We start from the raw sequence: 21,123 nt of genomic DNA, 5'->3' as shown, positions 1-21,123 counted from the left end.
CGGATGCTGTGGGGTTGTCCCGGCCCCCCCCCAATGGGGGGGGGAATCACGGACCTCAGGGGGGGGTGGGGGCCGACCAAACCCCCACCACATCAACGGCCGTCCGCCGCGCTGTTCAGCCGTCGGTCTCGGGATATCCCACGGGTATGGCGGAGACGTCGTCCAGGGCCCGGCTGATCTCCTCGGGCAGGGTGATCCGTTCCACCTGCAACCCGCCGAGCAGCTGACCCACGGTGCGCGCGCCGAGGACCGGCGCCACCACCCCGGGCCGGTCGCGGATCCAGGCGAGCGCCACCTCCAGGGGCGACACGCCGAGCCCACCGGCCGCGGTGGCCACCGCCTCGACGATGCTGGAGCAGCGCGGTTCCAGGTAGCGGGCGACGAACCGGTCGTAGTGCGGCGAGGCGGCCCGGGAATCGGCCGGTCGCCCGTGCCGGTACTTGCCGGTCAGCACGCCCCGGCCCAGCGGCGACCAGGGCAGCACGCCCAGCCCGAGCGCCGCGCAGGCCGGCAGCACCTCCCGCTCGATGCCCCGCTCCAGCAGCGAGTACTCCACCTGGGTGGCCACCACGGGGGCCCGGCCGGGGAACGCGGCCTGCCAGGCCGCCGCGCGGGCGGTCTGCCAGCCGGAGAAGTTCGACACGCCGACGTACCGGACGCGCCCGCTGGCCACCGCGTGGTCCAGGGCCGCCAGGGTCTCCTCCAGCGGCGTGTCCGGGTCGTACCCGTGTACCTGGAACAGGTCGACGTGATCGGTGCCCAGCCGGCGCAGCGAGGCGTCCAGGGTGCGTAGCAGGTGGCCCCGGGAGTTGTCCCGGCGCCGCCCGGCGCCCGGCCGCAGCCCCGCCTTGGTGGCGATCAGCAGGTCTTCCCGGTCGACCAGGGTGCCCAGCAGCGACCCGATGACCGCCTCGGCGTCACCGTCGCCGTAGACGTCGGCCGTGTCGACCAGGTTGCCGCCCGCGTCGAGGTAGCTTTTCAGTTGGGCGGCCGCGTCGTCGGCATCGGTGTCCCGACCCCAGGTCATGGTGCCGAGCGCGAGCCGGGAAACCGCCAACCCGCTTCGGCCGAGCGGTCGCTGCTGCATGGCACGAACTGTATTCTGCTTCGCCATCCGCGGATATCCTCGCTCCCGCCGAACCGCCTTCCGTCGCCGATCCGACGGTCGGTGACCGACCGGTGATCGATGACGGGCCGCCGAGTGGATGATCGATGTCGGGCCGACGAGCGGGTGATCGTCGACGCCTCGGCGAGCCATGATCGGGTGATCGACGGCGAGCCGGTGATCGGCGGCGGATCGGCCATTGCGTACCCTGGTGCTCCTCGCGGATGGGGGAGGAACAGTGCGGCTCGGGCTAAGCCTCGGATACCAGACGGCGTGGACCACGCCGGCCGATCATCTCGCGCTGGCCCAGGAGGCCGACCGGCTCGGCTACTCGGTGGTCTGGGCGGCGGAGGCGTACGGCTCGGATTCGCCCAGCATGCTCGCCTGGCTGGCCGGCCAGACCGAGCGGATCGACCTGGGCTCGGCGGTCATGCAGATTCCCGGCCGCACGCCGGCGATGACCGCGATGACCGCGGCCACCATCGACGCGCTCTCCGGTGGCCGGTTCCGGCTCGGCCTCGGGGTGTCCGGTCCGCAGGTTTCCGAGGGCTGGCACGGGGTCCGGTTCGCCAAGCCGCTCGCCCGGACCCGGGAGTACGTGGAGATCGTCAGGCTGGCGGTGGCCCGCAAGCAGGTCGAGTACGCCGGCAGCCACTACACGCTGCCGCTGCCCGACGGGCCGGGCAAGGCCCTGCGGTTGGGCTTCCACCCGCCCCGGGACCGGATTCCGACGTACCTGGCCGCGGTCGGCCCGAAGAATCTCGAACTGGCCGGGGAGATCGCCGACGGCTGGCTGGGGGTCTTCTACGCCCCGGAGTACGCGGCCGAGCAGCTCGCCTCGGTGGCCGCCGGTCGTCGGCGGGCCGGCCACGAGTTGGCCGGGTTCGACGTGGTGCCCAGCGTGCCGGTGGTGGTGGGCGACGATGTCGCGTCCTGCGCCGAGCTGGTCCGCTGGTACGCCGCGCTGTACGTGGGTGGCATGGGCAGCCGGGAGCAGAACTTCTACAACCAGCTGGCCACCCGGATGGGGTACGGCGACGCCGCCCGGGAGGTCCAGGAGCTGTACCTGGCCAAGCGGCAGCGGGACGCCGCGGCGGCCGTGCCGACCGAGTTCATCGAGCGGGTTTCGCTGCTCGGCTCGAAGGAGCGGATCGCCGACCGGATGCGGGCGTACGCGGAGTCCGGGGTGACCACCCTGTCCGTGCTGCTCTTCGTGGCGGACCGGGAGAGCGGCATCGAGACCCTGCGTACCTGCGCCCAGGCGCTGGAGCTGTCCGGGGTGGCCGAGTGAACCCCACGCCGGTCGGTGCGGCCACTCCGATGGGCTGGATCGAGGTCATCGTCCTGGGCATCGTGCAGGGCCTGACCGAGTTCCTGCCGATCAGCTCGTCCGCGCATCTGCGGATCACCTCGGCGATCTTCTTCGACGAGGACGCGGGCGCCTCGTTCACCGCGGTGACCCAGCTCGGCACCGAGACCGCCGTGCTGGTGTACTTCGCCAAGGACATCTGGCGGATCACCCGGACCTGGATCGTCGGGATCTGGGACCGGTCGGTCCGCTCCAGCCTCGACTACCGGATGGGCTGGTACGTCATCGTCGGCACCGTCCCGATCGGCGTCTTCGGGCTGTTGTTCAAGGACGACATCCGCACGGCGGCCCGGAACCTGTGGTTGGTGGCCACGGTGCTGATCGTCTTCGCCTTCGTGCTGGCCTTCGCCGAGTACTGGGGCCGGCAGACCCGGACTATCAACAACTTCCGGCTCCGGGACGGCGTCGTGATGGGCGTCGCCCAGGCGCTGGCGTTGATCCCCGGGGTGTCCCGGTCCGGTGGCACGCTGACCGCCGGGCTGTTCCTCAGCCTCACCCGCGAGGCGGCCGCCCGGTACTCGTTCCTGTTGGCCATTCCGGCCGTGCTGATCTCCGGGGTCTTCAGCATCCCGGACGTCTTCGACGCCAGCGGGCACCACCCGTCGGGGGCGCAGATGGTGGTCGCCACCGTGATCGCCTTCGTGCTCGGGTACGCCTCGATCGCCTGGCTGCTGAGGTATGTCGCACATCACACCCTGTACCTGTTCGTGTTGTACCGGGTGGCGCTGGGCAGCCTCGTGCTGGCCCTGCTGATGACCGGCACGATCGCCGCCACCTGACCCGGGACGGGCAACGGCCCCTGGGGGCCGGCCCGGCCGGCAGGCCGGAGGCGCCCCGGCGGGAGGACCATGGCGGCACCCCGGAGGTGCCCGCCCGGGCCGACACGCCGGAGGTGCCCCGCCGGCCGGGCCCACCGGATCCGTAGGCTGGTGATCGTGGCGACCCTACTGCTTCTCCGGCACGGCCGGACCACCGCGAACGCCGCCGGCGGGCTGGCCGGCCGGCAGCCGGTCGAGCTGGACGACACCGGCCGGGCCCAGGCGCTCGCCGTCGGTGCCCGGCTCGCCGGCCTGCCGCTGGCGGCGGTGGTGACCAGCCCGCTGGTGCGGTGCCGGCAGACCCTGGAACTGGCCCTGCCCGGCGCGGTCCCGGCGGTCGAGGAGGGTCTGATCGAGTGTGGCTACGGCGCCTGGGAGGGCCAGCCGCTGAAGACGCTCGCGAAGGATCCACTGTGGCCCGTCGTACAGCAGCATCCCAGCGCGGCGGTCTTTCCCGGCGGTGAGGCGATGGCCGCGATGGCCCAGCGCGCGGTGGGCGCGGTGCGGGCCTGGGACACCCGGCTGACCGCCGAACACGGCCCGGAGGCGCTCTGGCTGGCGTGCAGCCACGGCGACGTGATCAAAGCCATCGTGGCCGACGCGCTCGGCATGCACCTGGACCTGTTCCAGCGGATCGTCGCCGACCCGGCGTCGATCACCGTCATCCGGTACACCCCGACCCGTCCGTTCGTGTTGCGACTCAACGACACCGGCGGTGAGCTGGGCAATCTGGTCCCGCCGAAGCGGTCCCGCCGGCGCCGGTCCCGGGCGGTCACCTCGGACGCGCCGGTGGGCGGTGGCACCGGCAGCGCGGACGCCGGATCGGTCCGGTGAGGCGGCCTGTGGCGAATCGCGGAGGTGCGTCGCGCGACCCGGCGAGCGGCCGGCTAGGGTTCTTGGTATGACCCACCAGGTGCATGCCTTCGAGCCGCCGGAGCGGTTCGTCGCCGGGACCGTGGGTCCGCCGGGGGAGCGGACGTTTTTCCTGCAGGCTCGTGGCGGCGGGCGCGTGGTCAGCGTGGCCCTGGAGAAGGTCCAGGTGTCGCTGCTGGCCGAGAAGCTCGAGGAACTGCTGAGCGAGGCGAACCGGCGGTTCGGCGTCACCCTGCCGGAGCCGCCGGCCGCGGTGTCCGACAACGATCCGTTGGACACCCCGGTGGACGAGGAGTTCCGGGTCGGCACGCTCGGGCTGGCCTTCGATGTCGACACCGCGACCGTGGTGATCGAGGCGATCGCGGCCGGCGAGGCGGAGGCCGAGACCGAGGTCGAGTTGGGCGCCGCGGGCGCCGACCTCGATGCCGAGGATGACGCCGTCGGCGAGGACGCCGTCGACGAGGAGGACGAGGAGCCGGACGACGACCTGGACCGGTTGCGGGTCCGGCTGACCCCCGAGGCGGCGCGGGAGTTCATCGACCGGGCCCGCCGGGTGGTCGCGGCCGGCCGGCCGCCCTGCCCGCTCTGCGGCCAGCCGCTCGACCCGGCCGGACACCTCTGCCCCCGGCACAACGGTTACCACCGGTGACCTCACCGGATCTGCGACCCGTGCTGGCTGAGGACGCCGCGCTGCGGCTGTTGCGGGAGGGCGAGTTCGAGCTGGAGGGCCGGCTCGTGGACGCCTCCAACACCACCCTGCGAGGGGTGCTCACCCTCGGCGACCTGACCGCCCGGTGCGTCTACAAGCCGGTGGCCGGGGAGCGACCGCTGTGGGATTTTCCGGACGGCACGCTGGCGGGCCGGGAGGTCAGCGCGTACCTCGTCTCCCGGGCCATCGGCTGGGACGTGGTGCCGCCCACGGTGCTCCGGGACGGGCCGTTCGGCCCGGGGGCCTGCCAGCTCTGGATCGACGAGCCGGACGAACTGGAACCGTTGGTGGGCTTCGTGGCCGAGGGGAGCCTGCCGGCCCGGTGGTTCCGGATCGCGGCGGCCGAGGACGACGACGGTGAGCCGTACGCGCTGGCCCACGCGGACGATCCCCGGTTGGCCCGGCTGGCGGTCTTCGACGCCGTGATCAACAATGCCGACCGCAAGGGCGGGCACGTGTTGATCGGCCCGGACGACCGGATCTACGGGGTGGACCACGGGGTCAGCTTCCACGTCGAGGACAAGCTCCGCACCGTGCTGTGGGGCTGGGCCCGACGCACCTTTCCGGAGGACGTGGTCGAGGCGCTGGACCAGTTGGCCGAGCAGTTGGCCGGCCCGCTCGGCGAGCAGCTCGACGAGCACCTGACCCGGGCCGAGGTGGCCGCCACCGTCACCCGGGTCCGGCGACTGCGGCGCGCCAACCGGTTCCCGTTGCCGTCACCCGGCTGGCCGGCCGTGCCCTGGCCGCCCATCTGACCGACCGCGCCGGCCGAGCGCGCCCCGGCTCGGTTACCGGCCGGGTCGTCCCTGTCGTCCGGATCACAGCGGGCTCGGGGGCGTGGGACCGGTCCCGACGGTCGCTAGGCTGGCCACATGGAATCTTGGGCGGGACACGAGGTGCCGCGGTTGCCGGGGACCGGCCGGCCGCTCGCGTTGTTCGACTCGGCGCGGCGGGCCGTACACCCGACCCGGCCGGTCGGTGCGGCCACGCTCTACGTCTGCGGCATCACGCCGTACGACGCCACCCACCTCGGCCACGCCGCCACCATGATCGCTTTCGATCTGGTGCAGCGGGTGTGGCGGGACGCCGGGCTTGCGGTGACGTACGTGCAGAACGTCACCGACATCGACGACCCGCTGCTGGAGCGGGCGGCCCGCGACGGTGAGGACTGGGTGGTGCTCGCCATGCGGGAGACCGCGCTGTTCCGGGAGGACATGGAGGCGTTGCGGATCATCCCGCCGACGCACTACGTGGGCGCGATCGAGTCCATCCCCGAGATCGCCGACAAGGTCCAGTTGCTGTTGAAGGACGGCGCCGCGTACCGGTTGGAGGACGGTACCGGTGACGTCTACTTCGACATCGCCGCCGCCCCCGGGTGGGGCACCGAGTCGAACCTGTCCCGGGCCGAGATGCTGGAGCTGTTCGCCGAGCGGGGCGGTGACCCGGACCGGGCCGGCAAGCGGGATCCGCTGGACCCGCTGCTGTGGCGCGGTACGCGGGAGGGCGAGCCGTCCTGGCCCGGCGGCGACCTCGGCCAGGGGCGCCCGGGTTGGCACATCGAGTGCGCGACCATCGCCGTCAACCTGCTGGGCCCCAGCATCGACGTCCAGGGCGGCGGGAACGACCTGCTGTTCCCGCACCACGAGTGCTCCGCCGCGCACGCCGAGCGGCTGACCGGCGCGGTGCCGTTCGCCCGGCACTACGCGCACGCCGGCATGATCGGCCTGAACGGCGAGAAGATGTCCAAGTCCCGCGGGAACCTGGTCTTCGTGTCCCGGCTGCGGGCCGACCGGGTCGATCCGATGGCGGTCCGGCTCGGCCTGCTGGCCGGCCACTACCGCGCCGACCGGCCCTGGACGGACGAGGTGCTGGCCACCGCGACCGACCGGCTGGCGCGCTGGCGTTCGGCGGTCGCGGCGCCCGCCGGGCCGTCCGGGGCCGAGCTGCTTTCCGGGGTACGCGAGCGACTCGCCGACGACCTGGACACGCCGGGCGCGCTGGCCCTGGTGGACGACTGGGCCGCCGGGGCGGCATCCGGAACGGGTGCCGACCGGGACGCCCCGGCGCTGGTCGCGGCGACCGTCGACGCGCTGCTCGGCATCCGCCTCTGAGTCCGGTCGGCTGCCAGGACGTCACTGCCTCCCGGACGGCTCCGGGTGCCCGGCGTGTACGTCTACGGCGCCTCGGCGGGTGTTCCACTGCCGAACGGCGTGGGCGAGAACATCACCTACCGGCCCTGCCATCGGGCTCCGCCGGCACCAACACCTGAGCGCCACCGCGAGCGGTAGCGCCGGCACGGTGCGCTTCACCGACGTCAGCTACAACGGCAGCCTGGGTGCCGGTCAGCCGGCCGACTTCGGTCTCCAGGGCCACCGGTACCGGCACCACCGGTTCGACGCCCGGCTGTGCGGCCGGACAGCGGCCGAGGGCGGCCAGCGGAGGTGTTCCACCGGCCCGGCGCGGTGGCAGGAAGCCGCCGCCGCGCCTGCCGTGCTTGACCAGCGACGACGATACCCGCATCATATCGACAGCCTTCACTCCAACTTGCGACCGACCTTCCCGGTGACGGCCTGGTCGACCATCCCGGAAGGGGAGACACCCAATGATGCGGGCATCGACAATCACAAGAGCAGCGGTGCTGGTCGCCGCGGCGGTGCTGGGCTCGGGCGTGATCACCGGCCCGGCCGGTGCCGTCACCAACACGACGTCGGCCGCCTGCACGGGCGGTGGAATCGCGGAGATCAGCAGCCTCACCTTCAGCCCGACGAGCATCGACCCGGGTGGCCGATCCACCGCGACCGTGGTGGTGAACAACTGCACCGACCAGCCGCAACGGGTGAGTTCGTTCTGGTACGGCCGGTTCCAGGGCAACGGCACCTCCATCCCGCCCGGCTGCCCCGCGATGGATCCCCTCGACCAGCCGATCGACCTGCCTGCCGCTGGGCAGGGCAGCGCGTCACTGACGTACTTCGCCAACAGCCAGTGTCAGGCGACCTCGCTGCACCTCACCGGTCGGATCAGCGCCAGCGGTGGCGCAGTGCTGGACGAGAAGGTCGCCGACCTGATCATCAAGGGCGGTGGTGGCCCGACCCAGTCGTGCAACGTGCTCTACATCCTGCAGAGCGAATGGGGTGGCGGCTTCGTGTCCAACGTGGTGGTGTCCAACACCGGTGCCACCGCGATCAACGGCTGGACGTTGGTGTTCACGTTCGCCGGCGACCAGCGGGTGTTCGGTTCCTGGAACGCGGTGGTGAGCCAGAACGGCGCGACGGTCACCGCGAAGAACACCAGTAGCAACGCCGTGATCCCCGCCGGCGGCGGCGTCTCCTTCGGGATGCAGGGCACCTGGCGGACCAACGACGGGCACCCGCTCAACTACACCCTGAACGGACTGGCCTGCACGGGCTGACCGCGCCGACGTAGCAGAACCGCCGGCGGCCCGGACCCGTCAACCCAGGACGAGCCCCGGGTCGGGATCCGGCTCCGGGGACGGACCCGGGATCCGGTACTCCTCGGTGAGCGTGGTCATCGGGCCCGGCCAGGTCGCCTGGGCCACCTCGATCGGTTTCCGACCGGCGTCGTAGGCGATGTGCAGCAGGTGCAGCACCGGTGTGTCGGGGCGGATCTGGAGGAGTTCGGCCTCCTCCCGGCTGGGCTGCCGGGCGCTGATCGTGTCCGTCGCGGAGGCGTACGGTCGCCCGATCTCCTCCTCCGCCTCCTGGTAGAGCGGCCGACCGAACGCCTCGGCCCGTTCCAGCGTGGTGCCCTGGGCGTCCGCGACCCGGAACCAGGACGCGCCGATCTCCACCGGAGAGTCCTCGGTGCGTACCAGGTGGCGCCGGACGATCAGCTCGGTCCCGTCGGGCACCCCGAACGCGTCGGCCACCTCGGGCGGTGCGGCCGACCGGCCGACCTCGGTCAACTCCTGCCGGTACCGGGCCGCGAGGTCGGCGTGGTAGCCGCGGAAGCCGCCGTACCGGCCGCGGGAGAGCCGGTTGAGTCGCCGCCGGGTGCCCCGGACGTACGTCCCGGAGCCCGGCTTGGTGATCAGCACGCCCTCCACCCGGAGCTGGTCGACGGCGCGTTGCGCGGTCTGCTTCGCGACCCCGAACATCTCGGCGATGGCCGGGATGGACGGTAGCCGCTCGCCCGCCGCCCAGTCGCCCTGCCGGATCCGCGCCTTGATGTGGGCGGCGATCTGGCGGTGCGGGAACTCCGCCGCCCCCGGGTTGATCTGCACCTGCACGCACCTCCGCGGACCGGTAACTGGGCTTCCATCAATAGCTAGGTTCCTAGGATGCCCTACGCAGGGTGCCCACCGCCACCCCCTTCGGGAAAGGAAGGGCCCCCTGTTATCGCTTTTTGTAGAGGAAGGGCCCCCAGTTGACGGCCGACCCGTCCAGTAAGGACGGCGATGGCTCGCGCGAGTTACCCCGGACCGGCGTCGGTTCCCTACGATGATCCACATGGAACATCGTCATCTGGGCCGCAGTGGGCTGCTGGTCAGTGAGATCACCTACGGCAACTGGCTCACCCACGGCGAGTCGGTGCACCGCGAGGTGGCGCTGGCCTGTGTCCACGCCGCGCTCGACGCGGGGATCACCACCTTCGACACCGCCGACGTGTACGCCCGGGGTGCCGCCGAGGAGGTCCTGGGCGAGGCGCTGCGCGGGGTACGCCGCGAGTCCGTGGAGATCGCCACCAAGGTGTGCCTGCCCACCGGCGAGGGCCGCAACGACCGGGGGCTGTCCCGGAAGCACATCATGGAGTCCTGTCACGCTTCGCTGCGCCGGCTCGGCACCGACCATGTCGATCTGTATCAGGCCCACCGGTACGACGGTGACACGCCGCTGGCGGAGACGTTGATCGCCTTCGACGACCTGATCCGGCAGGGCAAGGTGCGCTACCTGGGCGTGTCCGAGTGGACGGCGCCGCAGATCCAGTCGGCGCTCACCCTCGCCCGTGAACTCGGACTGCGCGACCGGATCGTGGCCAACCAGCCGCAGTACAACATGTTGTGGCGGGTCATCGAACCGGAGGTGCTGCCGCTGTGCGCGGGGGAGGGGATCGGCCAGGTCGCCTTCCAGCCGCTCGCTCAGGGCGTACTGACCGGCAAGTACCTGCCGGGGCGGCGGCCGCCGGAGGGTTCCCGGGCGGACGGCGACGGCCGGGCCCCGATGTTCATCCGGCGGGTGCTCGGCGAGCCGTTGTTGCGGCGGGTACACCAACTCCGCCCGCTGGCCGACGAGGCCGGGCTGTCGATGGCGCAGTTGGCCATTGCCTGGGTGCTGAGCCGCCCGACGGTGAGCACCGCGTTGATCGGCGCCTCCCGGCCGGAGCAGGTGACCGAGAACGTGGGCGCCGCCGGCGTCCGGCTGGACGGCGGCCTGCTGCGTCGGATCGACGAGACGCTGGGCGACCTGGTGGACACGGACGCCGGCAAGACCGCCCGGATGATGGCCGTGAAGCCGGAGTGGGCGGAGTGGGCGGCCTGACGGCAGGCACCTGACCGGGATGACAAGGGCACCTTGCTATACGAAAAGCGATGACAAGGTGCCCTTCCTTTCCCCTACCAGGAGCCGGCGGTGGGGCCGGCCGAGCCGCCACGTCGGCGCAGGTACTTCTCGAACTCCTGGGCGATCTCGTCCCCGGTCAACGGCTGGATGCCGGCGTCGCCGACCCGTTCCTCCAGTTCGCGGACGTACTCACCCAGTTCGGCGTCCTGCTCGGCGGCGGCGCGTACCCGCTGCTCCCACTCGGCGGCCTCCTCGGCGAGGTCGGCCATCGGCACCGGCAGGTCGAGCACCTCCTCGACGCGGTGCAGCAGCGCCTGGGTGGCCTTGGGACAGGGCGGGTTGTTGGCGTAGTGCGGCACGTGGACCCAGAACGACAGCGCGTCGACCTCGGCCCGCGCGCAGGCGTCGTGCAGCACGCCCACGATGCCGGTCGGCCCGTCGTACCGGGTGGGGGTCAGGTGGTAGCGCTCGGCGGCGTCGCGGTCTGAGGCGCTGCCGCTGATCGGCAACGGCCGGGTGTACGGCACGTCGGCGAGCAGCGCGCCCAGCAGGACGATCCGGTTGATCTCCAGGCTGTGGCACAGCTCCAGGATCTGCTCGCAGAACGTCCGCCAGCGCATGCTGGGTTCGATGCCGCGGATCAGCACCACGTCCCGGTCGGTGCCCTCGGGACTGGCGACCATGAACCGGGTGGTGGGCCACTCGATCCGGCGGGTCTCGCCGTCGGCCATCGTGATCACCGGCCGGCTGACCTGGAAGTCGTAGAAGTCCTCCGGGTCCAACTCGGTGATCCGGCGCGCCTGCCAGACCTGTTCCAGGTGTTCGACCGCGGCGGTGGAGGCGTCGGCGGCGTCGTTCCAGCCCTCGAAGGCCGCGATGGCGACCGGCTCGCGCAGTACGGGCAGGCCGTCGAACTCGGTCATCGGGTCACCTCACGGCGGTCCGCGACGGCCCGTCCGCACGCCGCAGTGGCGTACCCGTCGATGTGCCTGGTGGTGGCGTCCCTCATCTCCCTCACATCCGCCAGCCTACGTGCCGCGACGGAATGCGGCCCGCTGGCCGCGCCGGGCCTTGGTCAACGGCAGATCGGGACGTTCCAGCACAAAAACCGACAACGGGATGCACGTCACAGTATCTGGGAACACGCCGTGGCCTGCCCAGCGGACCTTACCCGGCGGACTAGCCTGGAACCCGTGTCGGATTCTCTGCTTACCGCTCTGAACAGTCGGATCCTCGTCGCCGACGGCGCGATGGGCACGATGTTGCACGCGGCGAATCTGAGCCTGGAGGACTTCGACGGCCTGGAGGGCTGCAACGAGATCCTCAACGTGACCCGACCCGACGTGGTCCGGGACATCCACCGGGCGTACTTCGAAGCCGGCGCGGACTGCGTGGAGACCAACACCTTCGGGGCCAACCTGCCCAACCTCGGCGAGTACGGCATCTCGGAGCGGATCCGGGAGCTGTCCGAGCGGGGCGCCCGGCTGGCTCGCGAGGCGGCCGACGAGTTCGCCACGCCCGACCGGCCCCGGTATGTTCTCGGCTCGATCGGTCCGGGCACCCGGCTGCCGACCCTCGGGCACAGCCCGTACGAGCCGCTGCGCGACGCGTACCTGGAGAACGCGGCCGGGCTGATCACCGGCGGCGCGGACGCCCTGATCGTGGAGACCTGTCAGGACCTGCTCCAGGTGAAGGCCGCGGTGGTCGGCGCCAAGCGGGCGATGGCCGAGTTGGGCCGGTCGGTGCCGCTGATCTGTCACGTGGCGGTGGAGACCACCGGCACCATGCTGCTGGGCTCGGAGATCGGCGCGGCACTGGCCGCCATCGAGCCGCTGGGGGTCGATCTGATCGGCCTGAACTGCTCGACCGGCCCGGCCGAGATGGGCGAGCACCTGCGGTATCTCGCCCAGCACTCCCGGGTGCCGCTGTCGGTGATGCCGAACGCCGGACTGCCGGTGCTCACCGCGGACGGCGCGTACTTCCCGCTGACCCCGGTCGAGCTGGCCGACGCGCTGGAGCGGTTCGTCGACGAGTACGGCGTGTCACTGGTGGGTGGCTGCTGCGGCACCACGCCCGAGCACATCCGGCTGCTCGCCGAGCGCCTCGGCGGGCGGGCGCCGGTGACCCGCGAGCCGCGGCACGAGCCGGGCGTGTCGTCGCTCTACCACGCGGTGCCGTTCGCCCAGGACGCCTCGGTGCTGATGGTGGGGGAGCGGACCAACGCCAACGGCTCGAAGGCGTTCCGCGAGGCGATGCTGGCCGGCGACTGGCAGGCGTGCGTCGAGATCGCCCGCGCGCAGGCCCGGGACGGCTCGCACCTGCTGGACCTGTGCGTCGACTACGTGGGCCGGGACGGCACGCAGGACATGCGCGAGCTGGCCGGCCGGTTCGCCACCGCGTCCACCCTGCCGATCGTGTTGGACTCCACCGAGCCGGCGGTGATCGAGGCCGGCCTGGAGATGCTGGGCGGCCGGTGCGTGGTCAACTCGGTGAACTTCGAGGACGGCGACGGTCCGGGGTCCCGGTACGCCCGGGTGATGCCGCTGATCAAGGAGCACGGCGCCGCCGTGGTGGCGCTGCTGATCGACGAGGAGGGCCAGGCCCGCACCAGGGACTGGAAGGTACGGGTCGCCGCCCGGCTGATCGACGACCTGACCGGCCGGTGGGGGATGGACCGCTCCGACATCCTGATCGACGCGCTGACCTTCCCGATCGCCACCGGTCAGGAGGAAACCCGGCGGGACGGGATCGAGACGATCGAGGCGATCCGGGAGATCGCCCGGCGTTATCCCGGGGTCAACTTCACCCTCGGCATCTCCAACGTGTCCTTCGGGCTCAACCCGGCGGCCCGGCAGGTGCTCAACTCGGTGTTCCTGCACGAGTGCCAGCAGGCGGGGCTGACCAGCGCCATCGTCCACGCCAGCAAGATCCTGCCGATGTCCCGGATCCCCGAGGAGCGGCGGGAGGTCGCGCTCGACCTGATCTATGACCGGCGCCGCGAGGGGTACGACCCGGTGCAGGCGTTCATCGAGGCGTTCGAGGGCGTGGACGCCGCCTCGGCTCGCGCCACCCGGGCCGAGGAGCTGGCGGCGCTGCCGCTGGACGAGCGGCTCAAGCGGCGGATCATCGACGGCGAGCGGACCGGCTTGGAGGCCGACCTGGACACCGCGCTGGCCGAGGGCCGCAGCGCGCTGTCCATCATCAACGACCTGCTGCTGGACGGCATGAAGGTGGTTGGCGAGCTGTTCGGCTCCGGCCAGATGCAGCTGCCGTTCGTGCTCCAGTCCGCCGAGGTGATGAAGACCGCGGTCGCCTACCTGGAACCGCACATGGAGAAGGCCGAGGACGGTGGCAAGGGCCGGATCGTGCTGGCCACGGTGCGCGGCGACGTGCACGACATCGGCAAGAACCTGGTCGACATCATCCTGTCGAACAACGGGTACGAGGTAGTGAACATCGGCATCAAGCAGCCGATCACGGCGATCCTGGAGGCCGCCGAGCAGCACCGGGCGGACGCCATCGGCATGTCCGGCCTGCTGGTCAAGAGCACCGTGATCATGAAGGAGAACCTCGCCGAGATGGCCGAGCGGGGCGTGGCCGAGCGCTGGCCCGTGCTGCTGGGCGGGGCCGCGCTGACCCGGGCGTACGTCGAGGACGACCTGCGGGCGATGTTCCCCGGCCAGGTCCACTACGCCCGGGACGCCTTCGAGGGGCTGTCCCTGATGGACCGGGTGATGACCGCCAAACGCGGCGGTGCGCCCGTGGTCGACCCGGAACGCGAGGCGGCCCTGGCGGCCCGGCGGGCCCGCCGGGAGCGGCAGCGGGCCGTCGTCACCGAGTCGCTGCCGGACCTCGACGACACCTCGGTACGCTCCGACGTCGCCACCGACGTCGAGGTGCCGACGCCGCCGTTCCTCGGCACCCGCATCGTCAAGGGAATCCCGCTGGCCGACTACGCGGCGCTGCTGGACGAGCGGGCCACCTTCCTCGGCCAGTGGGGGCTGCGCGGCTCCCGGGGCGGCCAGGGACCGACGTACGAGGAGCTGGTGGAGACCCAGGGCCGGCCGCGGCTGCGGTACTGGCTGGACCGGTTGACCGCCGACAAGGTGCTGGAGGCGGCCGTGGTGTACGGCTACTTCCCGGCGTACTCCGAGGGCAACGACCTGGTGGTGCTGGACGAGAACGGGCACGCCGAGCGGGCCCGGTTCACCTTCCCCCGGCAGCGGCAGGAGCGCCGGCTGTGCCTGGCGGACTTCTTCCGGCCGCGTGGCGAGCAGCTCGACGTGGTGGCGCTGCAACTGGTCACCGTCGGCCAGCCGATCAGCGAGTACACGGCCAAGCTGTTCGCCGGCAACGAGTACCGCGACTACCTGGAGGTCCACGGCCTGTCGGTGCAGCTCACCGAGGCCCTGGCCGAGTACTGGCACCGACGGATCCGTACCGAACTGACCCTGTCGGGTGGCCGGACCGTCGCCGCCGAGGACCCGGCCGACCTGGCGGGCCTGCTGCGCACCGACTACCGGGGCTGCCGATTCGCGTTCGGCTATCCGGCCTGCCCCGACCTGGAGGAACGGGCGAAGATCATGGACCTGCTGGGCGCCGACCGGATCGGGGTGCAGCTGTCCGAGGAGTTCCAGTTGATGCCCGAGCAGGCCACCGACGCCATCGTGGTCCACCACCCGGAGGCCAACTACTTCAACGCCAAGTGACGCCGTCACCCCTCCTGAGCTGCGCGACCACGGTTCCAGCACCACGCTGGGCCGTCGTCAGGTCGAGGGCGGTCCTGAGCCGTTCGTAGAGCTGGCACCAGTCCGGGGCCAGCAGCCGCGCGATCCGGAAGAAGACCTGGGCTTCGCCGGCACCGGGCAACGGCGTGCTGGGTGTCGAGAGCGGCGCGTCCGCGCGGGGGGTGCTACCGCCGCTCGTCAGCGACGGCCGGTGCGGGCCTGGGGTGACGTGCCGCCGTAGGTGGACAGACCGACGCCGCTCAGGGCTGGACGGACGGGGCTTCGCCGCCGGCGGGCTGACCGTGCGGGCCACCGTGGGTCCGGGGGATCGCTCGGCGGCCACGTCCCGGGCTCGGCCGGGGCGGCGGTGGCGCCGTCGATGCGCGGACGACTAGCTCGACCGGTTGGTCGGCCGCCGGTGCAAGCTCGACGTCCGGCTTCTCGATGACGTGTATCAGCCGCGCGAGGCCCTGCCGCGTGACCTCGTCGAACGGCTGCCGCAGGGTGGTGAGTGGGGGAGTGACGTAGGCGGCGACCGGGATGTCGTCGAACCCGACGACGCTGATGTCCTCGGGCACCCGGCACCCGGCCTCGAGCTGCGCGCGGATGAGACCGATCGCCATGTCGTCGTTCGCGGCGAACACGGCGGTCACGGTGCCGTCGCCGGCCAGTTCCCGGCCCGCCGTGTAGCCGGACGCGGCCGACCAGTCGCCCTCGAGGACCGGCGGCTCGTCCGCGTCGTGGGCTCGCAGTGCCTCGCGCCAGCCGGCGAGGCGGTCCCGGGCCGAATACCACCGCTGCGGGCCGGCCAGGTGATGGACGGTCGCGTGTCCCAACTCCAGCAGGTGCTCGGTCGCGGCCCGCGCGAGCCGGCGCGCGCCGACCCTGGCGGTCACCACCTGCGGCGCGGCGAAGTTGGGCGGCGCGCCGAGGACCAGGACCGGCACGTCGACGCTGATGAGGCCGACGCCCTCGTCGATCGGCTCGGAGATGACGACGCCGTCCACGCCCTGGTCCAGCAGCGACGCCAGGGCGCTCGCGATGCCGCCCGGGTCGCCCTCGATCGTGGCGGCCACCCGCAGCGTGTAGCCCACCTCTCGGACCGCCCGCTCGATGCCTGTGAGCCATGACGCCGGACCGTACAAGGCGCTGCCGAGCGTCACCACGCCGATCGACCGGGTCCGCCCGGAGGCCAGCGCCCGGGCCGCCTGGTTGCGCCGGTAGCCGAGCTCCTCGGCGGCGTCCAGGACCCGACGGCGCACGTTGGCCGAGACATAAGGCTCGTCGTTGAGGACCCTGGACACCGTCTTCTGGGAGACGCCGGCCAGTCGCGCGACGTCCACGCTGCGCGGCGTCGGAGGGCTTCCACCCGGCCTCGCGAGTCGAGTCATGGCAACCCCCAACGCCGGCCATCGTCCTGTATGATTGCGCAGTCATGTCTATGCGATCAGATGCTCGCGACCAAGGGCCCCCAACCTGCCCGTGACGCGCGCGAGGCACGTTCCTTGCTAACACCCTAACTCCCAGCTTCGAACCGAACGGGCCGGGCCGCCCGCCGACTCCGTCGAGGATCGCAGTGCCGTCGCACGCCTTCGACGTGTCACGCGGTCGGGTGCCGCGCACGCGAATCGATTCGATTCCCGACCGGCACCCGCATCGGTGAGCCGGCGACGCGACTTGCCTGAGCGCAATGCCCAACGCGGCGAAAGAGTCGTACTCATCTGCGCGACAACTCGGCCTGCAAGGCGTCATGAGCAGGAAGTAACCGTCCTGAAACCTTGACTTCACGCGCGATACGCCCGTTTAATTCATACCTATGGATCCGATCGGTAACCACCCTTCCGGGTGGCTGGCGACGCCCGGCAGATATGTCGAAACGGTTCGAGTATCGGCCTCGAGGCTGTGCCCTGACCCGGTGTTGCGGAGCTGGCGGATGAGTCACAGGAGGTTGGCATGCATCGTTCGAACGCCCGCCGGCGCGGCTGGTTGCCGGCCGCGGCTGGAGGACTGGCCGCAGCCGTGGCCGCCGGGGGCGTGGCCCTGGCGATCCACGGGTCGGCCCTGGCCGCGCCCGCCCCGATGAGGGCCGCGGCGGCCGCCGGTGCTGACGGTGTGGCGGCCGGTAACGGCGCGATCGCCTCGGTCGACCTGGCCGGAACGTGGAGTTTCACGCCGGCGGGTCGAGGGGCGACCTCGATCACCGTGCCGGGTGGCGGTTGGTACAAGCAGGGCTTCACCGACGTGAACCAGGCGGTGTACTCGCGCAGCATCACCGTGCCGGACTCGGGGCAGCCGCAGGCGACCTGGATCGAGTTCGGGGCGGTCAATCACCAGGCGACGCTGTCGGTCGACGGCCAGGTGGTAGCGACGCAGACCACGGGGTTCACCCCGTCGAACTTCGACATCAGCGCATACGCGGCGCCCGGCACCACCCACACGATCACGGTGAACGTGAAGGGCCGCGGCGCGTTGAAGGCATCCAACGGCCGGTACCTGGTGCCGGACGCCGCCACGTGGTCCGAGGCGGTTCCCCAGGGGATCTTCCGGTCGGCGTTCCTGCGGGTGTACCCGGCGGTGTACGTCAGCGACACCTTCGTGCGTCCGTCGGTGGCGAACAAGACGTTGAGCTACGACGTGACGGTGCGTAACACGTCGGGCAGTTCCCGGTCGGTGACGTTGACCGGGTCGTTGTCGTCCGCCAGCGGATCGGCTTTCAGCTACCCGGACCTGCCCAGCCGTACGGTCACCGTGGCGGCCCACTCGACCGCGACCGTGACCGTCGGACCGGTCGCGTGGAACCTCGACAGCACCTCGTACTGGTGGCCCAACGTGCCCTACCGGCAGGGGTACCGCGCCCAGCTGCACGGGCTGGCGGTGCATGCCGTCACCGACGATGGGCACACCAGCGACGCCACGTACCGGTTCGGGTTCCGGGAGGCCACCCAGAACGGTGACTACTACTACCTCAACGGCGTGCGCGTGAACTTCCGCGGCGACAACCTGCAGGGTGCCGACTACGACCGGATCAACAACGGCGGCAAGGGCGACGCGTACGACACCCTGCCCGGCTTCCTGCCCCCGTCGTCCGGCAACGGCGGCTGGCCGCAGGCGGTGGACAACTACCAGCGGCTCAACTACAACGTGATACGCATCCACCAGGAGCCCGGAAGCCCGTACATGTTGGACGTCGCCGACGAGATGGGCCTGATGGTCATCGACGAGGTCGCGATTCGCGGCTCCCAATCCTCGCAGGAGTGGAAGGACTCCGTCGGGCACGACAACATGGTCAACCACGCCCGTGCGCTGGTCCTACGCGACCGCAACCACCCCGCGATCATCCGCTGGAGTCAGAACAACGAGCCGAACCAGAGCGGCCAGGATTCCGAGCAGTTCGAGAAGGAGCTGTACGCGGCGATGAACGGCGCCGACGGCACCCGGCCGGTCAGTGTCGAGGTGGGCGTCGGCAACAATGTCAGCATCTATCCGTCGATGACGTACGCCAACTTCAACGTGATCCCGCACTACGTCGACGGCTTCGGCCGGTACGGGGAGGGCCTGGTCAGCGTGAACGGGCGGCCCGACAGCGAGGGCGAGTTCATCTGGCCGGCATGCAACAACAAGCAGGGCTTCGAGTGGTTCGCCACGGCAACCCTGGCCAAGCGGGGCAAGGGCATCACCGACGTGCGCCCGTACACGCTGCTGTCCGCCTGGGCCAGCGTCGTGCCCGGCGTGCGGTCCACCGACTTCACCCCGGAGGAGGGCGGTCACCCGATCTACGGCGCGGACAACCTCCCGGACCCGTGGAGCAACCCGCAGATCCAGCGCGTGCAGGCGGCGTTCAACCCGGTGGCCGCGGTCGACCTCCCGTACTGGTCGGCGTCCGGCAACTCGGACTCCAACGGCACCTTCCCGCTGCCGCAGGCCGTACCCACCTACGCCCGCAACGCCACGGTCACCCGCAACATCACCGTCTTCAACGACGACTTCGCCGACACCTCGGTGGGCTTCACCTGGACGGCGCGGCTCGACGCGCCGAACGGCGCGGTCATCGCCTCCGGAAACACGACCCTGACCGTCCCACTCGGCTCACGGATCACCCAGCCGGTGTCCTTCACCACCCCGGCCACCGGCAACCGCGTGTACCTGCAACTGTCGACCACGAAGTCCGGCAACCCCGTCTTCTCCGACGCGGTGCAGTACTTCAACCTCGGCGGAAGCGGCGGAACCGGGCCCGCACCGGGCACCTACCGCATCGTCAACCGCAACAGCGGCAAGCCCCTGGCCATCGTCGGCAACTCCACCGCCGACGGCGCCAAGGCGGTCCAGCAGAGCGGCAGCCCCACGTGGACCGTCGCCACGACCTCTGACGGCTCCTACACCCTCCGGTACGTCGCGAGTGGAAAGGCGCTCGACGTCAACGCCGGCAGCAGCACGCAGGGCCTGCAACTGCAGCAGTGGACAGCCAACGGCGGCGCCAACCAGCAGTGGTACCTGCGACCCACCGGCACCGGCTACTACACCATCGTCGCCCACAACAGCGGACTGGTAGCCGACGTCTCCGGCGCCTCGACCAGCGACGGGGCGCAGGTCGTGCAGTGGACCGCCAACGGCGGGAACAACCAGCAGTGGCAGTTCGTACCCGCCTGACAGAGAACAGAGGTGGATGGCAAGCCCGACCGACGGTAACGGGCTGCTGATTGTCGGGCCGACTCGGGAGCACGGTTTGTGCGCCCGAGTCGGCCGCCATCCAAGCACGGTGGGACACGAGCTACCGATCCGGACAGACGCGAACCAGTGGGCTTTCCCCTCGAGATGTGGACACCCTGCGACTGGATGTTGGTCCAGAGGAAGGGAAGTCCAGTTGGGGCGTCTATCGAAGTACACCGAAGAGTTCCGGCGTGACGCGGTTGACCTGGTCCGCTCGTCGCAGCGGCCGGTCAATCAGGGGCGCGTGAGCAGACCGCCGGCCGGACCGGTCGGCGGTCCCGGCCGCGCAGGCCGTCCGCGCTTGAGAGCCTGAAATTCCCAGCTCTCACGGCCGGTGTTGACCGGATCTCAGGGCCGGTGCTCAGCGGATCTCGCGGTCGGTGTTCAGGAGAGCCGGCCGAGGACGCCTGACTCGACGATGATCACGGCGCCGATCAGCATGAACACCGCCGGGACGATCCAGTGTCCGAACCGCCGTACGGCATCGATGACGGCACGGTGCGAGCCCAGCCAGGACCCGGCCGCGCACCACACCGCGACCAGCGCCGCGAAGACCGCCACGGTGACGAGGGTGCCGGACACCCCCAGGGTACGGAACGTCGGCGTGTAGACGGAGATGTTGTCCGCGCCGTTGGCGATGGTGACCCCGGCCACCGACAGCACGCCGGTCGCGACGGGTGGGAGCGGCTGTTCCTCGTCGCCACGGGCCCGGATGGCCGCGACGAGTCCCCGCACGCCCAGCGCGAACGGGACGAGGCCGAGTAGCCCCACCCAGCGATCCGGGACGATCGTCATGCCCAGCGCGGCCACCACGGACACCGTGACCAGCACGACGATCCCGGCGTACTGGCCGGTCCACACCTGCCACGGCCGGGGGCGGCCGGTTGCCCGTCCGGTCAGGAACAGCACCGTCAGCACGATGATGTCGTCGACGTTGGTGCCGCCGAACACGCCGGCGGCGGTCGCGACGGTGCCGAGGAGATCCCCCACGGGTCCGGCAGTCTACGGACGCCCCATCCCCCGGCCCGGCGGTGGTGGCGGTGGCGGTGGCGGTGGCGGTGGCGGTGGCGGTGGCGGTGGCGAGGGCGGTGGTGGCGGTGGTGGTGGTGGTGGTGGTGGCGGTGGCGGTGGCGGTGGCGGTGGCGAGATCTTGGAATCCCGATACCCCGATGGCGGCAGCAGGATTCCAAGATCTCTGCGAACGCCCGGGCGCGGCAGCGGCCGGGCCGGCCCGGGCCGGCCCGGGTGGGCCGGGAGGAGTCGAGGTGGACCGTCTACGGAAAGGCGGGGGGGGACAAG

Annotated in this window: 16 protein-coding genes; 11 read left to right on the top strand and 5 right to left on the bottom strand. The window is 71.3% G+C overall.

The features are described from left to right. Window positions 1-115: 115 nt before the first annotated feature. A complete protein-coding gene (locus tag ACXN5W_RS28105) occupies window positions 116-1,087 on the bottom strand; it encodes an aldo/keto reductase (protein ID WP_473161397.1) in 972 nt (323 codons plus the stop codon). A gap of 256 nt (window positions 1,088-1,343) precedes the next feature. Between ACXN5W_RS28105 and ACXN5W_RS28100 the strand changes: the two genes are divergently transcribed. From ACXN5W_RS28100 to ACXN5W_RS28070, 7 genes are all read left to right on the top strand, one after another. Beyond that, window positions 1,344-2,396 carry an LLM class F420-dependent oxidoreductase gene (locus tag ACXN5W_RS28100; RefSeq protein ID WP_473161396.1) on the top strand — a complete coding sequence of 351 codons (1,053 nt, stop codon included), beginning with the start codon at window positions 1,344-1,346 and terminating at the stop codon, window positions 2,394-2,396. Between the two features lie 29 nt (window positions 2,397-2,425). After that, entirely contained in the window at window positions 2,426-3,253 is an 828-nt protein-coding gene (locus tag ACXN5W_RS28095) for an undecaprenyl-diphosphate phosphatase (protein ID WP_473161400.1), read from the top strand. A gap of 147 nt (window positions 3,254-3,400) precedes the next feature. Then, window positions 3,401-4,126: a histidine phosphatase family protein gene (locus tag ACXN5W_RS28090; protein ID WP_473161399.1), complete on the top strand. Its 726-nt coding sequence runs from the start codon at window positions 3,401-3,403 to the stop codon at window positions 4,124-4,126. Between the two features lie 67 nt (window positions 4,127-4,193). Next, complete coding sequence (locus ACXN5W_RS28085; RefSeq protein WP_473161395.1) at window positions 4,194-4,814, top strand: DUF3090 domain-containing protein; 621 nt, start codon at window positions 4,194-4,196, stop codon at window positions 4,812-4,814. Next, the gene (locus ACXN5W_RS28080; protein ID WP_473161394.1) at window positions 4,811-5,629 is read left to right on the top strand and encodes an SCO1664 family protein; all 819 of its coding nucleotides are present in this window, start codon (window positions 4,811-4,813) and stop codon (window positions 5,627-5,629) included. Before ACXN5W_RS28085 ends, ACXN5W_RS28080 begins: the two co-directional genes overlap by 4 nt. A 117-nt stretch (window positions 5,630-5,746) precedes the next feature. Beyond that, window positions 5,747-6,985 carry a cysteine--1-D-myo-inosityl 2-amino-2-deoxy-alpha-D-glucopyranoside ligase gene (gene mshC / locus ACXN5W_RS28075; RefSeq protein ID WP_473161393.1) on the top strand — a complete coding sequence of 413 codons (1,239 nt, stop codon included), beginning with the start codon at window positions 5,747-5,749 and terminating at the stop codon, window positions 6,983-6,985. 494 nt (window positions 6,986-7,479) lie between these two features. Further along, a complete protein-coding gene (locus tag ACXN5W_RS28070) occupies window positions 7,480-8,283 on the top strand; it encodes a cellulose binding domain-containing protein (protein WP_473161392.1) in 804 nt (267 codons plus the stop codon). Between the two features lie 39 nt (window positions 8,284-8,322). On the opposite strand, the gene ACXN5W_RS28065 is transcribed toward ACXN5W_RS28070, so the two are convergent. Continuing rightward, a complete protein-coding gene (locus tag ACXN5W_RS28065; protein ID WP_473161391.1) occupies window positions 8,323-9,114 on the bottom strand; it encodes a GntR family transcriptional regulator in 792 nt (263 codons plus the stop codon). Between the two features lie 226 nt (window positions 9,115-9,340). Between ACXN5W_RS28065 and ACXN5W_RS28060 the strand changes: the two genes are divergently transcribed. After that, entirely contained in the window at window positions 9,341-10,369 is a 1,029-nt protein-coding gene (locus tag ACXN5W_RS28060) for an aldo/keto reductase family protein (protein WP_473161390.1), read from the top strand. Between the two features lie 74 nt (window positions 10,370-10,443). On the opposite strand, the gene ACXN5W_RS28055 is transcribed toward ACXN5W_RS28060, so the two are convergent. Then, the gene (locus tag ACXN5W_RS28055) at window positions 10,444-11,313 is read right to left on the bottom strand and encodes a PAC2 family protein (protein ID WP_473161389.1); all 870 of its coding nucleotides are present in this window, start codon (window positions 11,311-11,313) and stop codon (window positions 10,444-10,446) included. Between the two features lie 282 nt (window positions 11,314-11,595). On the opposite strand from ACXN5W_RS28055, the gene metH reads away from it, so the two are divergent. Then, window positions 11,596-15,099 carry a methionine synthase gene (metH, locus tag ACXN5W_RS28050; RefSeq protein ID WP_473161398.1) on the top strand — a complete coding sequence of 1,168 codons (3,504 nt, stop codon included), beginning with the start codon at window positions 11,596-11,598 and terminating at the stop codon, window positions 15,097-15,099. A 278-nt stretch (window positions 15,100-15,377) separates the two neighbouring features. On the opposite strand, the gene ACXN5W_RS28045 is transcribed toward metH, so the two are convergent. After that, a complete protein-coding gene (locus ACXN5W_RS28045) occupies window positions 15,378-16,460 on the bottom strand; it encodes a LacI family DNA-binding transcriptional regulator (protein WP_473161388.1) in 1,083 nt (360 codons plus the stop codon). A gap of 610 nt (window positions 16,461-17,070) precedes the next feature. Between ACXN5W_RS28045 and ACXN5W_RS28040 the strand changes: the two genes are divergently transcribed. Beyond that, window positions 17,071-19,764, top strand: coding sequence for an RICIN domain-containing protein (locus ACXN5W_RS28040; RefSeq protein ID WP_473161387.1), 2,694 nt, complete (start codon window positions 17,071-17,073; stop codon window positions 19,762-19,764). Between the two features lie 444 nt (window positions 19,765-20,208). Here the strand turns inward: ACXN5W_RS28040 and ACXN5W_RS28035 are convergent, their stop codons facing one another. Continuing rightward, window positions 20,209-20,814 carry a cadmium resistance transporter gene (locus ACXN5W_RS28035; RefSeq protein WP_473161386.1) on the bottom strand — a complete coding sequence of 202 codons (606 nt, stop codon included), beginning with the start codon at window positions 20,812-20,814 and terminating at the stop codon, window positions 20,209-20,211. 50 nt (window positions 20,815-20,864) lie between these two features. Between ACXN5W_RS28035 and ACXN5W_RS28030 the strand changes: the two genes are divergently transcribed. Next, the coding region (locus ACXN5W_RS28030) for a hypothetical protein (protein WP_473161385.1) at window positions 20,865-21,123 on the top strand (259 nt) is incomplete at its 3' end.

This window comes from Plantactinospora sp. A48 (assembly GCF_055793945.1).
This window is presented reverse-complemented; position numbering and strand designations above follow the sequence as displayed.